The organism is Ammoniphilus sp. CFH 90114, from assembly GCF_004123195.1.
GTDB lineage: Bacteria > Bacillota > Bacilli > Aneurinibacillales > RAOX-1 > YIM-78166.
This window is the reverse complement of sequence record NZ_SDLI01000022.1, coordinates 1-18,600: the sequence shown is the minus strand read 5'-3', so window position 1 is coordinate 18,600 and position 18,600 is coordinate 1. Positions and strand designations below refer to the sequence as shown.

The following is an 18,600-nucleotide window of genomic DNA, read 5'->3' as shown; positions in this document are numbered from 1 at the left end:
CTATTTCTGAACCTTCAGATCCTCTACCGGATTGACAAGCGGCTCGAATCCATCAATATGACACTCGACTACATCACCATTACGAATGACGACCGCACCAGGTGTTCCTGTGGAAATAATATCACCAGGAAGAAGCTTCATCACCTTAGAATGGAAGGATACCAAATACATAGGCGAGAAGGTCATGTTCGAAACGACATTCTTGCGATGTAGTTCGCCATTAATTATAGTAGAAACATTCAGATCTAGCACCTCATCTACTTCATCCGTTGTCACCAATTGAGGACCAAAACTAAAGAAGGTACCAAAACTCTTAGAACGAGTGAGATAGCGTGGATTTACAGCGAGAATATCCTCTGCCGTCATATCCGTAATGGTGGTGTATCCGGCTATGTAATGAATAGCATCTTCTTCTGATACATCCTTACACTCTTTTCCTATGATAATGCCTAATTCAGCTTCTGCCGTAGTCCGATCGGATTGAAGCGGAATCTCAATCGTATCATGAGGACCAATAATTGTCGTATCCGGCTTCATGAAGCTAGCAGGCTCTGTATTCGGTGCCACTTCATGAAGGTCCTTCGCATGCTCCACATAATTGAGTCCAATCCCCCAGATTTTTCGTGGGTGACGATAGAGAGGCCCATACTTTACTTGATCAGAGGGAATTGAACCTTCTAGTCCAAGAAGCTTTTCTTTCCCTCCATTTTGATACCAAGCCTTCATATCTTCTAAGTCTTCACTATTGATAATTTGAAATAAGTCAGTAGCCCATTCTTTTTCGCATTGAGCATTAATCGTCTCAACGAGTAGGACGCGATCCTCCACAACGACTGCTGCTTGTTCTCCTCTGTCTGTCTGCACAGTTGCTAGACGCATAATGATCCTCACCTTTATCTAGTAGTATTTATAACAACAGTGTACTCCCCACTACTTAACTATTGTGGCAGATATTTTCCTTATAGGCTACTTACAAATTTCTTGAATTTCTCCATTCCGGTTACAATGGTGTCCACATCCGTTGCGTAAGATAAACGAATATGATTTGGCATTCCAAAAGAGCTGCCTGGAACAACTAAGATATGAGCCTTCTCAAGCAAGATACGGGTAAGTTGCTCATCGTCCTCAATGACTTCCCCGTCTACTTTTTTACCAAGAAGCCCGTGGATACCTGGGAATACATAGAAGGCGCCCTTCGGCATCGTGCATTCGATCCCCGGTATTTCTTGTAGGAGCTTTACCATCAGGGCCCTACGCTTGTCATACTCTTCGATCATGAGATCGATCGGCTCCATCGTCCCTTCAAGCGCTTCAATACAAGCGAGTTGTACAAAGGACGTTGGGTTGCTCGTCATTTGACTTTGTAGGTCGTCCATCGCTTTTGCAATTTCGAGTGGAGCTGCTGCATATCCCATCCGCCAGCCTGTCATAGCGAAAGCTTTGGAGAAGCCATTTACAACAATCGTTCTATCGAGCATCTCTTTACTTAAACTTCCTATACTAACATGCTTCTGTCCATCGTAGATGAGTTTTTCATAGATCTCGTCAGATAGAACCAACAAATCATGACTAATACAAATATCGGCGATGGCCGCTAGCTCTTCCTTTGTATAGACAGAACCGGTTGGATTTCCTGGACTGTTCAGAATCAACAGCTTAGTCTTCGGTGTAATCGCAGCCTGTAGAGCTTCTGCCGTCAGTTTAAAGTCATTCTCCTGCTTGGTCGGAACAAGAACAGGGATCGCATCAGCAAGCTTTACCTGCTCCCAATAACTTAACCAAGCGGGTACCGGAATGATTACCTCATCACCCGGATCTAAAACAGCTAGAATAATATTAATTAAAGAATGCTTGGCACCACCTGATACCACGATCTGCTTAGGATCATAATCTAAATCATTTTCCCGCTTCAACTTTCGCGCAATGGCTTCCCTAAGCTCAATAAAGCCTGCCACAGGGGTATATTTGGTATAGCCATCCTTTAAAGCTTTATAAGCTGATTCAATAATATGAGGAGGCGTGGTGAAATCAGGTTCTCCTTGTCCGAAGATGGAGATATCAATCCCTTGCTTTCTTAGCTCTCTAGCTTTCATAGTCAAGGCGATCGTTTTTGATTCCTCCACCTTTTGGGCTCTCTGAGACAGTCTCGTTTTCATCTGATTGGCACCCACCTTAGTTTAAGTCAAGATAATTGATAATCTCTTTTAACTCTTTAAGCGTTAACTCATCAATACCCGCACCAGGGAAGCGAACATGGCCGCTTGCCACCGCACCACGTAGTCTATAGATTTCCTTACGGATAGCTACTCCGCCCATTCCTAGCTGTGCTTCGAAACGGATTAATGGCAAGTACTTGTAGAAGTAAGATCTTGCTTCTTCACGTTTACCAGCAGTGAATAAATTATAAGTTTCAACCAAAATCTCTGGATACGAGAATCCCGTCATAATCCCAGAGCATCCACGGTCTAGTTCTTCGAAGAAATACATGCCATTTAATCCACCAAACAACTCAACTGAACCCTCCGCTAACTCTAGAACCTTCGTAGCCTTGATCGTCGTTGGCGCCTCTTCAAGCTTCACATACTTCACGTTTTCAATTTCACGACCTAGTCTCGCAATGAACGCTGCCGGCATGATAACATTCGTCGTTACAGGTTCATCTTGAACCACTAATGGAATTCCAATTTCATCCGAGATGAGCTTGTAGTGTTGATAGACGACATCCAAATTTTTGAGACCAGCTGGTGGAGCGACCATAACAGCTGCCGCACCTAAGCTTTCTGCTTTCTTCGCTAACTCAATAACAATATTGGTACCTTGAGCAGAACAGCCAACCACAACAGGAATTCTTCCATTCACTTGATCAATAAATACCTCGGCCACACGATTACGCTCAGATTCTGAAAGCTTCGTTACTTCACCCATTATTCCATTAATCGTGATCCCTTGAACTCCTGCCTTAATGTAGAATTCGGTTAGATCACGAATGCTTTGTTCGTCTACTTTTCCTTTGTCATCAAAAGGTGTAATTGTAATGCTGCATAATCCGTGAATTTTCATTTTGTTTCTTCTCTCCCTCAATGTCTAATTTAATAATTACTTGGCAAAGAAAGCCCCTTGTCTTTCTTGTTTCGCTTCATATTTTGGGTGACGATCAATAAAACAAAGATACCGACACCCATTATATCGGTCATGATCCCAGGCTTGATAAGCATAAGACCACCTATGAAAGTAATAATTCGCATGTAGATAGGCAGTGCTTCTTTAAAATAGCCAATTGCTCCTGCTCCAATCAGTACCATTCCGAGAACAGCACTAGCCAACGCTGGCAATACGCCGAAAAAGTCCGTGTCAATTAATAGTAGTTCTGGAGACATGACAAACATATACGGGATAATAAAAGCGGCAAGAGCAAGCCTTGATGCTTGAAAACCCGTAATTATCGGTTCACTCTTCGCGATCCCCGATGCAGCAAAAGCAGCAAGGGCGACAGGCGGAGTGATATCCGCGATTATTCCAAAGTAGAAAGCAAACATGTGAGCAGCGAGCACGGGAACACCTAATTGAACAAGGGCCGGAGCTGCAATTGTTGCTGTGATTACATAGTTAGCCGTAGTTGGAGCACCCATTCCTAGAATAATGGAAGCCACCATTGTAAAGAACATGGTTAAGATCAATTCATTTTGTGCTAAAGCTACAAGTCCCGTAGCCATCTTCAACCCGACACCCGTCAGAGTGACTGAGCCGACAATAAGACCTGCTGCGGCAGTTGCCACCGCTACCCCTAAGGCACTTCTTGCTCCCTGTTCGAGGGCAAGGAAAATTTCTTTAACTGACATCCGAGTCGCTCTCTTGATCGCAGCTGCTAGTACTGCAGCAATAATTCCATAGAGAGCCGCACGAGTTGGGGTTTGCCCGCTTAGAAGGACCCCGAGAATAACCACAATAGGAATTAAGAGATGACCTCTCTCTTTCATTAACAACTTAAAGGATGGAACTTCTTCTTTAGTTAGACCACGAAGCCCTAGCTTCTTTGCTTCAAAGTGAACCATCAGCCAGATCCCTGAGAAATAAAGCATGGCTGGAATCGTAGCCGCAATGACAATCTGTATATATGGCGTTCCTGTAAACTCCGTCATTAAGAACGCTGCTGCTCCCATTATAGGAGGCATGATCTGACCCCCGGTCGAAGCTGCTGCTTCTACACCAGCGGCAAACGATGGCTTATAGCCTAACCTTTTCATCATGGGGATGGAAAAAGCACCGGATCCAACTACATTGGCAACAGAGCTTCCGCTAATCGTCCCTTGCAATGCGCTGGAGAAAATCGCTACCTTAGCAGGTCCACCTGTTGATCGACCCGCAACGGCTAGAGCTAAGTCATTAAAGAATAAACCAATTCCTGTTCGATCAAGGAACGCTCCAAAGAGCAGGAACAAAAAGATAAAACTAGCAGAGACCCCAAGGGGAATACCAAAGATCCCTTCTGTTGTAAACCACATGTGGCTGATAATCCTCTCAACCGAGAAGCCACGATGATTTAAGAATCCTGGGAACAAATCTCCGAAGAAGCAATACAGAAGGAAAGAACCCCCTACTATAACGATCGGAAGACCAACAACTCTTCTTGCCGCCTCTAAAACTAGAAGGATTCCAATCCCACCAAACACTAGATCTGTAGGTGTGAAATCCCCCGCTCTTTGAATTAAATCCCTAAAGTTCACCACAATGTAAAGACAAGTGACCACACTCAGGACGGCCAACAGAAAATCGGACCATGCCATCTTCTGGCGGCTCCCCTTCTTTGTCGCGGGGAATAACAGAAACACCAAGCAAAGTGCAAAACTCAAGTGAATGGCCCGCTGCAGCTGGGCTCCTAAGAGCCCAGTGAAGCCGGTGTATAGCTGGAATACAGAGAAAGCGATAGCCAATAAGAATATGGCTTTTCCCCAAGAACCTGCCATCATTCGAAAGTTGGATTCTCTGTCATACTTTTTTAGAATCTCCTGATAACCCTGTTCATTCTTCTGCATTCCATCAGTCCTTTCTACTTCACGCCCTTCTCTTGATAGTACTTCGCCGTTCCTGGGTCTACATTACCGCTAAGTCCGTCTAAAGCCTTGTCAAGAGAGATTTCTTTTCCTTTAGCGTGAATCGTCGCTAATTGATCTAAGTTTTCAAATAACACTTTCGTCATTTCCTGAGTTAATTTTTCATCCAACCCATCGCGCACAATTAACTGAGCTTGAACAGCGATCGTCTTGATCTCTTGATCTTGACCGTTATAAGTACCTGCTGGAATCACATGATCAACAAAGAATGGATACTTGCTCTTCAGCCCTTCTGCAACAGCTCCCTCAATAGGAACCAGACGAATCTTCTTCAAAGCCGATGCGTCCTGTAGAGCAGGGGTAGGAACACCTGAGATAACGAAGAAAGCATCTAACTGATTGTTCTTAAAGGCATCTGCAGATTCAGCATACGATAAGAACATCTCATCAATATCGTCATAAGTGAGAGCGCTCTCATTGAGGATTAATCTAGCATCTACTTCGTTCCCACTACCTGCGGAACCAACAGAAACTCTCTTCCCCTTCAGATCTGTCACACTTTGAATGTCACTGTCTGCACTTACGACTAGCTGAATAACTTCAGGATATAAAGAAGCTACGGCCTTAAATTTATCGAACTTCTCCGTGAATACTTCTGTACCGTCCATTGCAAAGCTAGCAATATCATTTTGTACGAGAGCTAAATCTACTTCTCCCTTGTTAATGAGCTTTAAGTTTTCAACGGACCCACCTGTTGATTGCGCTGTTACATTCAGACCAGGAATCTTCTCTTGCCAGATGGTCGCCATACCGCCGCCTAATGGATAATAAGTTCCAGCTGTTCCTCCGGTAGCAATGATCAGCTGATCGTTAAATTCTTGTTTCGGTTCCGCTTCCTGTGTTGGCTGAGCTGCTGGTTGAGGCTGTGTACTCGTTTCTTGAGTCTGTTGACCACCTCCGCCACACCCCACTAACAACATGGTCATGCTTAGGGATAAAATAGCTGTTGCACCAAACCACTTCTTCATCTTGTTGCCCCCTTATCTTTTACAGAGTAGTCTAACATGAAAAATTTAAAATTTAGCGTATATTAATAATAACCTAATTCTTTGGTGTATAATGATAGATATTAGTTGTTCATTCATAGAATATTTCTATAAGTCGAGGTTAGAGAGGAGCTACACTATGAATCTTCAAAACTTAGAAGCCTTTGTCCACGTAGCCTGGTTTGGATCATTTAGCAAAGCCGCCGAGATGTTATACCTAACTCAACCATCCATCTCATCTCGCATACAGTCATTAGAGAAAGAAATCGGCTCTCCTCTGTTCGAGCGATTAGGAAGACATGTTGTATTAACAGAGCTAGGAAAATTCTATCTCCCTTATGCTGAGAATCTTGTTAATGCCTACAGGGAAAGTAGAGTGGCCATTTCAAGGTATGAAGATGGCGTTACCAGCGAAGTCACGATCGCTGCGTCCCTTAGCATTTCAACTTATATTCTCCCCTCCTTGCTTACGGCTTTCCGCAAGCAGTATCCTGAAGCGAGTATCAAGATACTGACGGGACAAGCTAACGACATCTTAGATATGGTGCTAAAAGGAAAAGTGGATTTTGGCCTGACAAGAACCATCCTCCATCCTAAAATTCATCGCTACCCTATGTTTTCTGACCAGATCCTTTTAGTGGCCTATCCAGAACACCCTTTTAGCAAGACCCGTACCGTACGCCTAGAGGAGATCAGCCACGAGCCTATGATTCTATTTGATCAAGGATCGGCAGACTGGTCGGTTATTCACGGATTATTTCAATCAGAAGGAATGAACCCAAACATCATCTTGAGTGTAGAGAGTATTGAAGCTGTCAAACAGCTGGTGTTAAGGCAAGTAGGTCTGGCCTTCCTGCCCTACATGGCGGTACGAGAAGAAATTGAGAAGGGCGAACTCATCGAAGTTCCAATCTGTAACACTCCTAGACTTGCAAGACAGATTGACCTGATAGAATCCATAGATCGCTCCCAGCCAAATCCCGTAATCCAAGATCTAAAAGAGAGACTAATTCAATCAGAATGGTACGAGAGCCATTTTGCAATCTAAAACAAAAACATCCTTCGAAGACCAAAGGATGTTTTTTGTACAAGCTTTTTCAAAAACCTTATGCAGATGCTGTTATCTTATTCTTTGCTTTTTTCGTCATCATCTTTTGCCCTAATACAACGGCAGTTAAGATAATGATACCTAGAATATCCGTCCACGCTCCTGGGATAATGAGGGTAATCGAACCAATAAGCGTAATGACTCGGGCGGCCAATGACAATGAGCTGAATAGATACCCCTCAATAGCAACACTTAAACCGATGACCCCCCCAACCGCAGTTACAGCTACCCAAATTACCTCTGTCCAATGCGTTAGGTCCTGAAGAAGGAGTGCAGGCGAGTAGACGAAAATGAATGGAATGATAAACCCGGATAAAGCCAACCGAACCGCTTCCCAACCTGTTTTGTTGGGATTTGCCCCTGCAATACCGGCTCCAGCAAAGGCAGCTAAGGCTACAGGTGGTGTAACATTCGCTAATATTCCAAAGTAAAACACAAACAAATGCGTAACAAATGGAGCAATGCCTAATTCTAGAAGAGCAGGCGCAGCCATGGTGGCTGTAATGATATAGGTCGGAATCGAAGGAAGTCCCATCCCCATGATGATGCAGGCAATCATGGTAAAGAATAGGGTTAAGAATAAATGGCCTTGCCCCAGATAAAGAATGGATTGGGTCAATTTAGGCCCTAGCCCTGTTAACGTTGTGACCCCAACAATCAAACCAACCATAGCACAAGACATGGCTACGCCGAGTGTTGACTTAATCCCGGATTCCATCGCAAGCAAGACATCCTTTATCCCCATTCGGGTAGATGGATTAAACCAACTGACGACAACCGACAGAAGTATGGCAAAGAAGGCGGCAAAAATGGGGGTTTTCCCCGTAAATAACAAGTAAATCAATACAATAATAGGGATCAGCAAGTGCCCCCCTTGCTTCAAGACTCCCCAAACACTTGGCAACTCCTCTTTGGGTAATCCAAGAAGATTATGACGCTTCGCTCTTAAATGAACAATGGCGATAATCCCGATATAATATAGAAGACCTGGAAGAATGGCGGCCAAGGCAATTTGACTGTAAGGAATACCTAATGTCTCCGCCATGATGAAGGCGGTTGCCCCCATAACGGGCGGAATGATCTGTCCACCTACTGAAGCTGTAGCTTCTACGGCTCCGGCAAAAGCAGGCTTGTATCCCACTCTTTTCATGAGCGGAATGGTGAAGGCTCCCGTTGTAACGACATTCGCTAATGCACTTCCATTTATTGAACCTAGAAGTCCACTCGAAACCACAGCTACCTTAGCCGGTCCTCCCGTAGAATGGCCCGCTAATCCAAGAGCAATATCATTGAAGAATTGCCCCATTCCTGAACGGTTTAAGAAGGCTCCAAATAGGATGAACAGAACGATATAAGAAGCGGAAACGCCAATTGCCGTTCCAAAAATCCCCTCCGTCGATAAATACATGTAAATGGAAATCTCATCTAAGGACTTCCCGTTATGCTCAAGAAAGCCTGGCATCCATGGACCAACGAATGCATAAAGAAGAAAGATCAGCGTGAGGATCGTTAGAGCCGTACCTACAATACGCCGCCCTCCCTCTACTACCACAATCATCGTTACAATCCCAAAGGTCACATCCAGTGTACTCGGTGCAAAAATAGACATCCGTTGAACAATCGCTTTGTACTCGATGAAAATATAAGCCCCAGATGAAAAAGCTAACAACGCCCAAAGAATATCGGGAGCTGATACTCTATGTTTTGGGGACTTTAAGAATGCAGGGTACATAATAAAAATGAGAACAGCGACGATACTGGTATGAAGAACACGATGCCGCAAGGCATCTAAAGGCCCAAAATAAGAAGTATATAAATGATAACCTGCCAAACCAACACTCAGCACAAAGATAAGCCATCGCCAAAAACCTTTATCAATCTTTCGAAAGCGTGATTCCAGATCATATTTTTCTAAGATCCCGTCCTCGTTGGCCGTCTCTGTTCCCTGTTGAGCTTTAGGAACTGCACTCATGCATGATCTCCTCCATTAAATTGATACTTCCACCATTGCAAAAGGGAAATTTTACGGCTATCTACCGTCACATAATCCCCATCATTCACCCAATCGGTTAAAGGGTATTCTTCTCCATTAATGATTAAACGGTGAAAAGCAAACAATGATACCCCTATAGGTAACTCAGGGAACACACGATCAAAACCAGATTCTACAAACCAATCCTGTTCTTTTCGAAAGTATCGTCCTTCTCTATTCGGAATCCCCGCTCCATAGGCTTTAAACCGAGACTCCAATAGATGAATTTGGTAATCGTCTGTCAATTCAAAGGTTTCTCTCCATTGCTCCAACTCCACCGAATGCATCCATTGTAAAGAAAAGATCCGATTATCTGCGTCTACCGGCTTCATCCAAAGTAATTTTCCACTGTTCTGTTCGGTCAAGGTAAGGACGAATAAGGAAGGCCGGCAGGCAAAAACCAAGCCTGCCGATAAAGCCAATAGCGCCACTCCAATTCTTATTGCATATCCCAATTACTTCATAACACCCTTTTCTTTAAAGAATTTCTCTGCACCTGGGTGAAGCGGAAGAGGCATACCATCCGTAGCACCTTCTAGTAAAATCTCATTGGCAGAGCTATGTGTGCTTTTCAACGTATCCATATTTTCGTAGAAATCCTTGGTTAACTGGTAAACTTCTTCGTCAGACATATCACTATGAGTAATAAGAAGATTCTTTACAATCGTCGTTTCAATTTCTTGATCTATTCCCTTATAAGTTCCTGCTGGAATTTTCCCTGTCGTAAAGGCTGGTGATGCTTCTTTCATTTTCGCTGTGATGTCTGCAGGTACAGGGATGATAACAATATCCTTTGTTGTGGCTAATTCCATGATGCCGGAATTCGGGTAACCCGAGGAAAGAAAAGCCGCATCCATGGTTCCGTTCTTGATTCCTTCAATTCCTTCAGCGAAGGATAAGAAATCTTCGTTTACATCATCATAGGTTATTCCGCTGGACTCTAGGACTCTTTTTGCCATAATTTCCGTACCGCTTCCCATGGCCCCTACCGCAAGTCGCTTTCCTTTTAGATCTTCTAGAGACGAAATCCCTGTATCCTTCGTTGTAACAATCTGCATATAGTTAGCGTATAACCCCGTTACGCCTCTCAAGTTACTTAAAGCACCAGAAGCAGCAAAATTACCCGCCCCATTATAAGCATCAGAAACGGTATCCGCCATAGCGAAAGCGATTTCAGCCTTCTTTTGTGCTATCTTAGCTGCATTTTCCGCTGATGCTCCCGTGGTTTGTGAGCTAGCCTTTGCTCCTGACTTTTCGCTATAGATCTTCGCCATAGCATTTCCTAGTTGGAAGTAAACACCTGATGTTCCACCTGTAAGAATCGTAACTGTTTTACCTTCTAGTGCACTTTTCTCTGTATCTGCACTAACTTGTTCTACGCTTTCATTTTTCGCAGGTTGAGCGTTACTAGCGGTGTCTGCTCCACAACCAGTCAATAGACTCCCAGATAAACTTGCCGCTAGTAAGATCATTGTCATTTTTCTCATACATACCATCCCCCTATTTTTACAATCTATAAGGTTAAAATAGCAAGAACCGTGCCAATCGCTGAAGTGCTATTTTTGTGTATTTGAAGAGAAAGATCAGAGAATATTCGGTAAAATTTACCGGGGTGGCCGGTAGAAAATACTGAATCGGTAATTTTTTCTGTTAATAGTTCTAATCAATTTCATAGAGTTTGATCTTCGTCCTTAGGCTTTTATCCGTCATCCCTAAGATATGAGAGGTCTGAGTTCGATTCCCCTTGCAAAACTTGAGGGTCATTTCAATCATCTTCTTTTCCACATCCTTCATCGAACTTCCCAGCGGGATCTCAACCCTATCACTTTGCGTAGAATTGTGAGATGCTTCATCCTCCTGTATCACACTTTTCGATTGCTGATGATCTGGTTGTCGCTGATCGATAAGAAGCGGGAGATCAGACGGTTGAATTACCTGCCCTTTAGACAAAGCGACGGCATACTCCAGGATGTTGCTTAGTTGTCTGATGTTCCCGGGATAATCATAGTTCATCAGCATATCCTTGGCTTGACCAGATAAACTCTTCAGGGGACGATTCATCTTTGAACAGTATTTTTTGATGAAAAAGGTAATCAATAGATCAATATCTTCCTGGCGCTCTCGTAACGGGGGCAGTTCGATAGGAATAACATTTAATCGAAAATATAGGTCTTGTCGAAAAGTTCCCTGTTGAACCATTTCTAACAAATTCCGATTCGTCGCACTGATAATGCGTACATCCAACTTGATCGTTTTGCTTCCCCCAAGCGGTGTAATTTCTCCTTCTTGTAATACTCTTAGAATCTTTGCCTGTAAGTGGGAAGGCATCTCACCAATCTCATCTAAAAATAGCGTTCCTCCATTTGCTTCGATCCACTTTCCTGGCTTACTCTTCAATGCCCCAGTAAAAGCCCCTTTCTCGTAACCAAACAACTCACTCTCCAGTAAATTCTCCGGGATCGCCGCACAGTTGACCACGATGAATGGCCCTAACCTCCTTCTTCCTTGATGATGAATGGCATGGGCCACCAACTCCTTGCCTGTCCCGCTTTCACCGTAGATAAAGATATTTGAATCGATATCCTTTACCGATTGAATTACGGAGAAGACCTGTTGGATGGCTTGGCTCTGACCGATCATTCGATCAAACCCTTTTAGCTCTTCTAATTCTTGATGCAATTGTTCAAGTTTGGTCTGAAGCTGATGATGCTCCAATGCTTTCTTCATCATCAGATGCAGCTCATCTAGATTCACCGGTTTAGTGACATAATGATAAGCTCCTCTGCGCATGGCCTCTACGGACGACTCTATCGTTCCATAAGCTGTCATCATAATGACAGAGGTATGCGGACTCTGTTTCTTCATCTCTGCCAGTACGTCAAGTCCGTTATATTCCCCTAATCTCCAATCTAGTAACACAAGGTCTATTCGGTTTTCACTTAACAACTGATAGGCCTCTTTGGGACATGTCGTGCACAGGACATCATAATCATCCTCAAAGGCATAGCGTAATGAAGTGGCAATATATTTTTCATCATCTACAATTAATAGTTGAGGCTTCATGCTATATCTACCTTTCCTGTTGAATTAATAGGCAAGTATATGGTCATAGTGGTTCCTTGATTCAGCTTAGATTCAATCATAATGTCTCCATGGTTTTCTTTAATCCATTGATAGCAAAGCGTTAATCCTAATCCGACCCCCGTTTTTTTCGATGTATAAAAAGGTTCAAATACATGATCTAGTTTTTCTGGCGGAATACCACAGCCATTATCCTCTACTCTGATCCATCCAATATCCCCTTCACTCATCAAGGTCAGATGGATCTCTTTTTTGGGCTGATCATCTACGGCATCCATCGCATTAAGCAAAAGATTGAGTAGCACCTGCTTCAACTGTTGCGGATCACTATAAAACGTCATTCCTTCTTCAAGCCTGACATGAAGCTTCACATTCTTGTTCTTGAGCGTAGGCCGAATGATGACGAGAAGAGATTCTAGCCATTCACTTGCTTCCCATTGGCGGATAAGAGGGATCTTAGGTCGTGAATAATCTAGCAGATCCCGAATAATAGAGTTCATCCGATTCGTAGCCTCCGGAAGACATTGCAGCAGCTCTTCACGGAACTTCGGATTATCATATTTCTTTGGCAATAAATCAATGAACGTTTTGATAGATGTCAAAGGATTCCGAATTTCATGAGCAATACCTGCCACCAATTGCCCTAACGCATGCATTTTCTCTTGGTTAACTAGCTTTTTTTGGAGCTTTTTCTCTTCGGTTCGATCAAATAAAGTTAACAAGTAACCTGTAACTGCCTGATCTACTCCATATAACGGTATAAGTCGAGCCAATATATGATAGATTTGACCATTGTGCACGAGTTCCGCTTCTTTGGCCACTAGACTCTTCTTCTTCTCGTCCCAATCCTCAACCACGTCTCTTGTATAAATAGAAGATAAAAAGGGTAATTCAAACAAACTTGCCTTCATGATCGATTGGCTAATATGTAAGATATCTTGGGCTCTTTGATTCATACTTGTGAGCTGAAATCGATCATCAAAAGTCAGAATCCCCGCATAGACATGATTAAAGATCTGCTCCTTAAAAGCGATGTTACGCTCAATCTCCGCTTTCGCTAGTTCTAGATCCTGTGTACGCTTCTTCACTTCGTTCTTCAAGCGCTGGTTCCAATAATTAAGGATAAGAAAGGATAAAAGCATGAAACCTACTAAGATCATAATCCAAAATTTGAGTTGTTTGATTTGAGCAGCTAAGTCCTTGCCAAACCAACGTTGATAGAGCTGATCATAAAGTTTACTTTGATAGATCTCTGTCAGCGATTCATTAAACATCGTTAATAGGTCTTGTTGATCGCGATGGACTGCCATTGTTAATTCATAGGGGTAATTAAAAAGCTGATTATTCACTATATATTGCTGGGCATATATCATTTCATCAAGAAGGGATGAAGCCGTCCAAGAGTTTGCGATTAACACATCCGCTCTTTTCATCATCATTAATTCTAGTGCTTCCTTCTGATTCATCGCTAGATGCAGATTGATCTTTCTCATATTCACCAGCATATCCAAATAAGGATGATCCGCTTCCAGAACGATCGTTAATCCTTGTAGATCCTTTAAATTCTTCATTTTACTCTTAATATCTTTTGAATAGATAACAGAATCCGACATTGTAAAGTATCCATTCGTAAAACTAAGAATTGATTCAAGCTTTGCATTGTATTTCATCCCTGCAATCGCATCAATCTCTTGTCGCTTTAAGGCCTCTACCGCCGTTGACATATTCATTGGTACATAGATAAATTTCACGCTTTGATTGTAGGCAATTGCCTCAAGTAAATCAATGTGAAAACCCCTAAAGTAACCATTCTCATCCAAGTGAGAGAACGGTGGTAAATCAGGCTCTACCGCAATTCGATACTCCTTCTTGGGATAGGCTGTAAAGGCCGATGAATGATCCACAGCGATGATATGGAATGGGAATAGACAGAAAGAACAAAAAATAACAACCATAGAGGACAGCAACCTTCTCCATACCACAGACACTTCCACTCCTTATAAAAAAATACTCCGTTTGATATTGGAGTATCTTTAATACAGTTCTCAAGCGAGGTAAATACCTCCCTCTGTATTATAATAGCAGAAAGAAATCCACTTCGTCTCTAAATGTATTAAATAGTGACTAGATGACGAGAGAATCATCGAAAAAGACCCCATTACAGTCAATCGTAATGAGGTCTTATCCGTCATTTATGCGCCTATTTTTCTAGCTTTTCTATTAAAGACATTATCAAAGTAATCTTTCATAGCAGGGATCATGAAGCGATCTACTCCCCAAGCATAAGCAGCTGTTCCCATACCTAACAGGATAAACGCGGTTGTAAGTAAGATCGGATTGGTGCTGATCGTCCCGGCTAGAAGGAAGTTCAAATTCATGAACGCACCAGCATAGAGGGCAACTGTCGTAAACGCACCGAGGATGAGCCCTAAACCAACAGCCACTTCACCCCAAGCTACCAGGAAGTTAAACAACTCTACATTAGGAAGAGCAAAACTTTCAAGGAATCCAGCATACCAAGCCTTGACGATAGGATTTTCACCAGATGCTTTTGCTATCGCTCCTTTTAGATATCCTGTAGCGTCAAAATCCCCCATAGCCTTTCCCCAGCCAGCTGTTAACCATTGTACCCCTAACCAAATGCGAACGATTGTCCAGATCGGAACCATATATGTACTTCTTAATTTATCTAACATAGGTAACATTCCCTTCTATTATTCTTAGGTAAGTTTGTTAGTGTGGTGATCACCTTTCTTACAATTTGAGTATACTACATTCCTGAAGCTTTATTTCACATCTTCACAAACTAGCAATAATTCTGTAACTTTTTAGAAATAGAATATCTACAATCTGTTCATTGCTTTTTATCTCATAACAAAAGGACCCTATTTATAGGGCCCTCTTCATTTTCTCTTCCTCGTATTTCGGCAATTGAATCTTGATTTTCGTACCGAGATTCAGCTCACTTTCAATATGCAACGAACCTTGATGATCTTTAATAATCTTCTGTGAGATCATTAGACCTAAGCCCGTTCCTTTCTCCTTGAGCGTATAGAATGGCTCACCTAAACGAGGGATAATGTCTTTAGGGATACCGCAGCCCTGATCTTGAATGATAATCATGACGTAATCATCATCTCGATCATCAAGTTCGATAATCACCTCACCGCCGTTAGGCATCGATTCGATGGCGTTCTTCACCAGATTAATAAACGCTTGCTTCAATTGATTCACATCACATCGTATATATACAGGTCTAATCGAAGTAACAATCCTAATTTGTATATTAGTTATCAACGCTAGAGGAGTAAGGATTTCTTTAATTTGTTGAATGAGGTCCCCTAAGTTGATGATCCTCAATTCTACAGCCTGCGGTTTGGCAAGGGTCAAAAATTCATTCGTAATTAGTTCGATTCGCTCTAATTCCTCAAATAAAAGGTCCGTATAGGGCTTCGGACTCTCTTCTTTCATAAGCTGGACAAAGCCTTTTAGCGTGGTTAAGGGATTACGAATCTCATGGGCCACTCCTGCTGCTAATTCTCCTACAATAGATAGTTTTTCTGATCGCAAGAGAAGCTCTTCTGCTTGCTTTCTTTCAGTTATATCGCGACTAACTATAACGATGTGCTCTAATTTCTGATCTTTTCCCTTCACAGGCACACAACGTGACTCTAATTGAATATAGCCTCCATCCTTTCGCGCGCATCTATACTCAAAGGTAAAAGAAGAATGCTCTTGTAACATCCTGTTGATCCCGGTGTTAATTCTTTCGAACTCTTCCGGTAATGGGAATAAAAATTTGGGATCCTTCCCGATCAGCTCGTTAGGATGATAGCCTAAAACTACTTCATGAGATGGAGATATAAAGGTAAACAACTTCTGGGGATTCATGACGGCAATTAGATCTAGCGTATTTTCAGCAATGAGACGATACTTCGCCTCGCTTTCCTCGATCGCTTTCTCCATTTGTTTCTTTTCTGTGATATTCACTCCTGTTCCCACGACTTCGATCACCTTCCCCTGCTCCATCGTCGGACGCAAGGAGAAAAAGTAGGAATTGCCCTGACTCCACGTCATCTCAAATTGAACTACCTTGCCTTCCCATGCCGCTTGATAATGATGAAGAATATGATCACAGAACGGAGATGGAAGAAAATCTTGCAACTCCTTTCCTATCACTTGGGTGCGAGGATTAATATCTACCTCTTGGTATGAATAACCTTCAGCAAAAGTATGGATGAATCGCCCGTTCTTCTTCTTAAATTTGAAAATAGCGCCATGAAACTCATTTAAGGTGCGGGCTAATTCACGTTGATAATCCTCCGCTAGCTTGTACATTTCACAAAGATTCTTCGATAGATGATAGAGCTTCTGATGGGATTCGATGAGCAAACTCCCTATTATTAACCCAGCTAGAATAAAACCTAAGTAGGCTATATGAAAGATAACCTGATCCGTCAAGATGGAAAACCAATAAACAATCAGAAGATACATGGAGACATTAGCTAAAAAGTAGATAGCGGTTTTCTTGATCGGATGAAAACGACCCATATAGAAATGCAGAAGACTAAGTACTATGACGTTCCCAATAACCCCTGCTAATACCGGGGCCAAATTCCCTCCAACATACAAGCGACCTGCTAAATTAAAAACAGCTGTTATCAATCCTCCACCAGGACCAAAATAGGCGTAGGAAAGAATTAAGGGAGCAAAGCGTATATCATAAACGAACCCGCCATCGTGGATGGTAAAATACATCAGGATAACGGATACGAATCCAGCATATATACCACCTAGAATAGCTCCATATGGAATCGGTTTATTAAAGGTAAAGGAGCGAATCACCACGGGTGTACTTACCAAAAGGGAGAAGATGGACAAGTTAATAAAGAACTCTCTTAAGATCATGATAACAATCTCCTGCGTAGTTAATTAGCAATTTAAGAAATTGTAAGACGTTTACTATTATGTAAATCAAACTTGTATATGTAATTATATAACATACACAGAATTTGTGATATCTATATCATTTACCACAATTTCCACTTGCTACACATCACTGGATTGGCTATAATATATTTTGTTAATGAGTAAATATCTTTCCGGAGGGATACCGAAGTGGTCATAACGGGGCGGTCTTGAAAACCGTTAGGGTGCAAGCCCACGGGGGTTCGAATCCCTCTCCCTCCGCCAACTACATAACGAAGATGAAGCCATTCTGGATAATGCCAGGTGGCTTTTTTGTATTATCCGTTGAAACATTTCCAGTTCCTCTGGGCATTCTATAACTGTTTTACATCTTGTGGTAATAACGGGAAGGAAGAGGGCTGGGAGTATGCGTAAATTATTATTTACACTTTTCGTTGTAGTTGTACTAACTTCTTGCAACCAATCAACACCTCGAATGAATCAGGAACCTGTTGCAGAGGTTCCAACTGATAACCTAGGCAATGATTCAAGAATACTAAATCAGGACCCTCTGGCTAAGATAGGGGACATTGGGGTGGAGAGCATCCTCCCTGGGCTAACCGTACAGCATCACTTTAATTGGGACTATAACAATATTCACCCCGTTTATCCTAATCCAGCTATTAAGCCGATGCGGGGCGGTTACATCGAAAATGTGATAACAACAGGAAAAAGATATATGGGTACTCCTTATGAATACGGCTCAGATCGAAGCACTCCTACTACTTTTGACTGTTCTGATTTCACCCGTTGGATCTATCTCTATGCTATCGGTATGGACCTGCCGAAGGATTCACGGAGCCAAGCCCAGTATGTTCGATTATACTCAAAGCGTCACTATACTGATTTAAGAAAAGCTCGGCGGGGAGATTTGCTGTTCTTCATGACCTATCTAGGTCCGGAGAGAGAGTTGTATAAGGGAATTGATGTGAAGAATCAAACGATCGGTCACTGTGGAATCTATCTAGGAAATGGTAAAATGTTGCACACCGCTAGCGCCAAAACCGGAGGTGTACGGATTGATCAAATCGCCGGCATGCACTATCAATGGCGGTTTGTCATGGGTGGAAGTGTCCTTCCTCCACCAGGACGTTAAAGTGGAAAGCGGAGTTTCTTCCGTTAAGTTGTTGGTTGGTCCATTTTGGCCCTAGATAGGCGGAAAATTTTCCGTAATCCATTCAAAAACAACTTTTTATTGGCTCCAAGAGGCAAATAGCCGGAAATCCTTCCGCTATTTTGACCATTTTTGGCCACTGAATGTAAATAACCGGAGTTTCTCCGGTTATTTCTCTAAAGCCCCCTAACAGGATTGGA

General features: G+C 42.6%; 14 protein-coding genes and 1 tRNA gene. 3 read left to right on the top strand and 12 right to left on the bottom strand.

Annotation, left to right across the window (positions count from 1 at the left end; genetic code table 11):
• From EIZ39_RS24305 to EIZ39_RS24285, 5 genes are all read right to left on the bottom strand, one after another.
• A complete protein-coding gene (locus EIZ39_RS24305) occupies positions 1-879 on the bottom strand; it encodes a fumarylacetoacetate hydrolase family protein (protein ID WP_129203814.1) in 879 nt (292 codons plus the stop codon).
• Positions 880-959: 80 nt separating this feature from the next.
• Positions 960-2,156, bottom strand: a complete 1,197-nt coding sequence (locus EIZ39_RS24300) for a pyridoxal phosphate-dependent aminotransferase (protein ID WP_129203812.1) — start codon at positions 2,154-2,156, stop codon at positions 960-962.
• Between the two features lie 16 nt (positions 2,157-2,172).
• Positions 2,173-3,060, bottom strand: coding sequence for a dihydrodipicolinate synthase family protein (locus tag EIZ39_RS24295; RefSeq protein WP_129203810.1), 888 nt, complete (start codon positions 3,058-3,060; stop codon positions 2,173-2,175).
• A gap of 29 nt (positions 3,061-3,089) precedes the next feature.
• Positions 3,090-5,033 carry a TRAP transporter permease gene (locus EIZ39_RS24290; protein ID WP_129203808.1) on the bottom strand — a complete coding sequence of 648 codons (1,944 nt, stop codon included), beginning with the start codon at positions 5,031-5,033 and terminating at the stop codon, positions 3,090-3,092.
• A gap of 14 nt (positions 5,034-5,047) precedes the next feature.
• Positions 5,048-6,079, bottom strand: a complete 1,032-nt coding sequence (locus EIZ39_RS24285) for a TAXI family TRAP transporter solute-binding subunit (protein WP_129203806.1) — start codon at positions 6,077-6,079, stop codon at positions 5,048-5,050.
• Between the two features lie 157 nt (positions 6,080-6,236).
• On the opposite strand from EIZ39_RS24285, the gene EIZ39_RS24280 reads away from it, so the two are divergent.
• The gene (locus EIZ39_RS24280; protein ID WP_164985302.1) at positions 6,237-7,145 is read left to right on the top strand and encodes a LysR family transcriptional regulator; all 909 of its coding nucleotides are present in this window, start codon (positions 6,237-6,239) and stop codon (positions 7,143-7,145) included.
• 58 nt (positions 7,146-7,203) lie between these two features.
• Here the strand turns inward: EIZ39_RS24280 and EIZ39_RS24275 are convergent, their stop codons facing one another.
• The 7 genes from EIZ39_RS24275 to EIZ39_RS24245 form a co-directional block, all read right to left on the bottom strand.
• The gene (locus EIZ39_RS24275; protein ID WP_129203802.1) at positions 7,204-9,177 is read right to left on the bottom strand and encodes a TRAP transporter permease; all 1,974 of its coding nucleotides are present in this window, start codon (positions 9,175-9,177) and stop codon (positions 7,204-7,206) included.
• Positions 9,174-9,692 carry a DUF1850 domain-containing protein gene (locus EIZ39_RS24270; RefSeq protein ID WP_205668638.1) on the bottom strand — a complete coding sequence of 173 codons (519 nt, stop codon included), beginning with the start codon at positions 9,690-9,692 and terminating at the stop codon, positions 9,174-9,176. Before EIZ39_RS24270 ends, EIZ39_RS24275 begins: the two co-directional genes overlap by 4 nt.
• Positions 9,693-10,724, bottom strand: coding sequence for a TAXI family TRAP transporter solute-binding subunit (locus EIZ39_RS24265; protein ID WP_164985301.1), 1,032 nt, complete (start codon positions 10,722-10,724; stop codon positions 9,693-9,695).
• A gap of 172 nt (positions 10,725-10,896) precedes the next feature.
• Positions 10,897-12,300, bottom strand: coding sequence for a sigma-54-dependent transcriptional regulator (locus tag EIZ39_RS24260; protein WP_129203798.1), 1,404 nt, complete (start codon positions 12,298-12,300; stop codon positions 10,897-10,899).
• Positions 12,297-14,306: an ATP-binding protein gene (locus EIZ39_RS24255; protein ID WP_129203796.1), complete on the bottom strand. Its 2,010-nt coding sequence runs from the start codon at positions 14,304-14,306 to the stop codon at positions 12,297-12,299. Before EIZ39_RS24255 ends, EIZ39_RS24260 begins: the two co-directional genes overlap by 4 nt.
• A 204-nt stretch (positions 14,307-14,510) precedes the next feature.
• Positions 14,511-15,014, bottom strand: a complete 504-nt coding sequence (locus EIZ39_RS24250) for a DoxX family protein (RefSeq protein ID WP_129203793.1) — start codon at positions 15,012-15,014, stop codon at positions 14,511-14,513.
• A 193-nt stretch (positions 15,015-15,207) separates the two neighbouring features.
• On the bottom strand, positions 15,208-17,226 hold the full coding sequence (locus tag EIZ39_RS24245) for a PAS domain S-box protein (protein ID WP_129203791.1): 2,019 nt from the start codon (positions 17,224-17,226) through the stop codon (positions 15,208-15,210).
• Between the two features lie 196 nt (positions 17,227-17,422).
• Here EIZ39_RS24245 and EIZ39_RS24240 point away from each other — a divergent pair.
• Both EIZ39_RS24240 and EIZ39_RS24235 read left to right on the top strand, forming a co-directional pair.
• Positions 17,423-17,511, top strand: a tRNA-Ser gene (locus EIZ39_RS24240).
• A 142-nt stretch (positions 17,512-17,653) separates the two neighbouring features.
• A complete protein-coding gene (locus tag EIZ39_RS24235) occupies positions 17,654-18,382 on the top strand; it encodes a C40 family peptidase (protein WP_129203789.1) in 729 nt (242 codons plus the stop codon).
• Positions 18,383-18,600 lie beyond the last annotated feature (218 nt).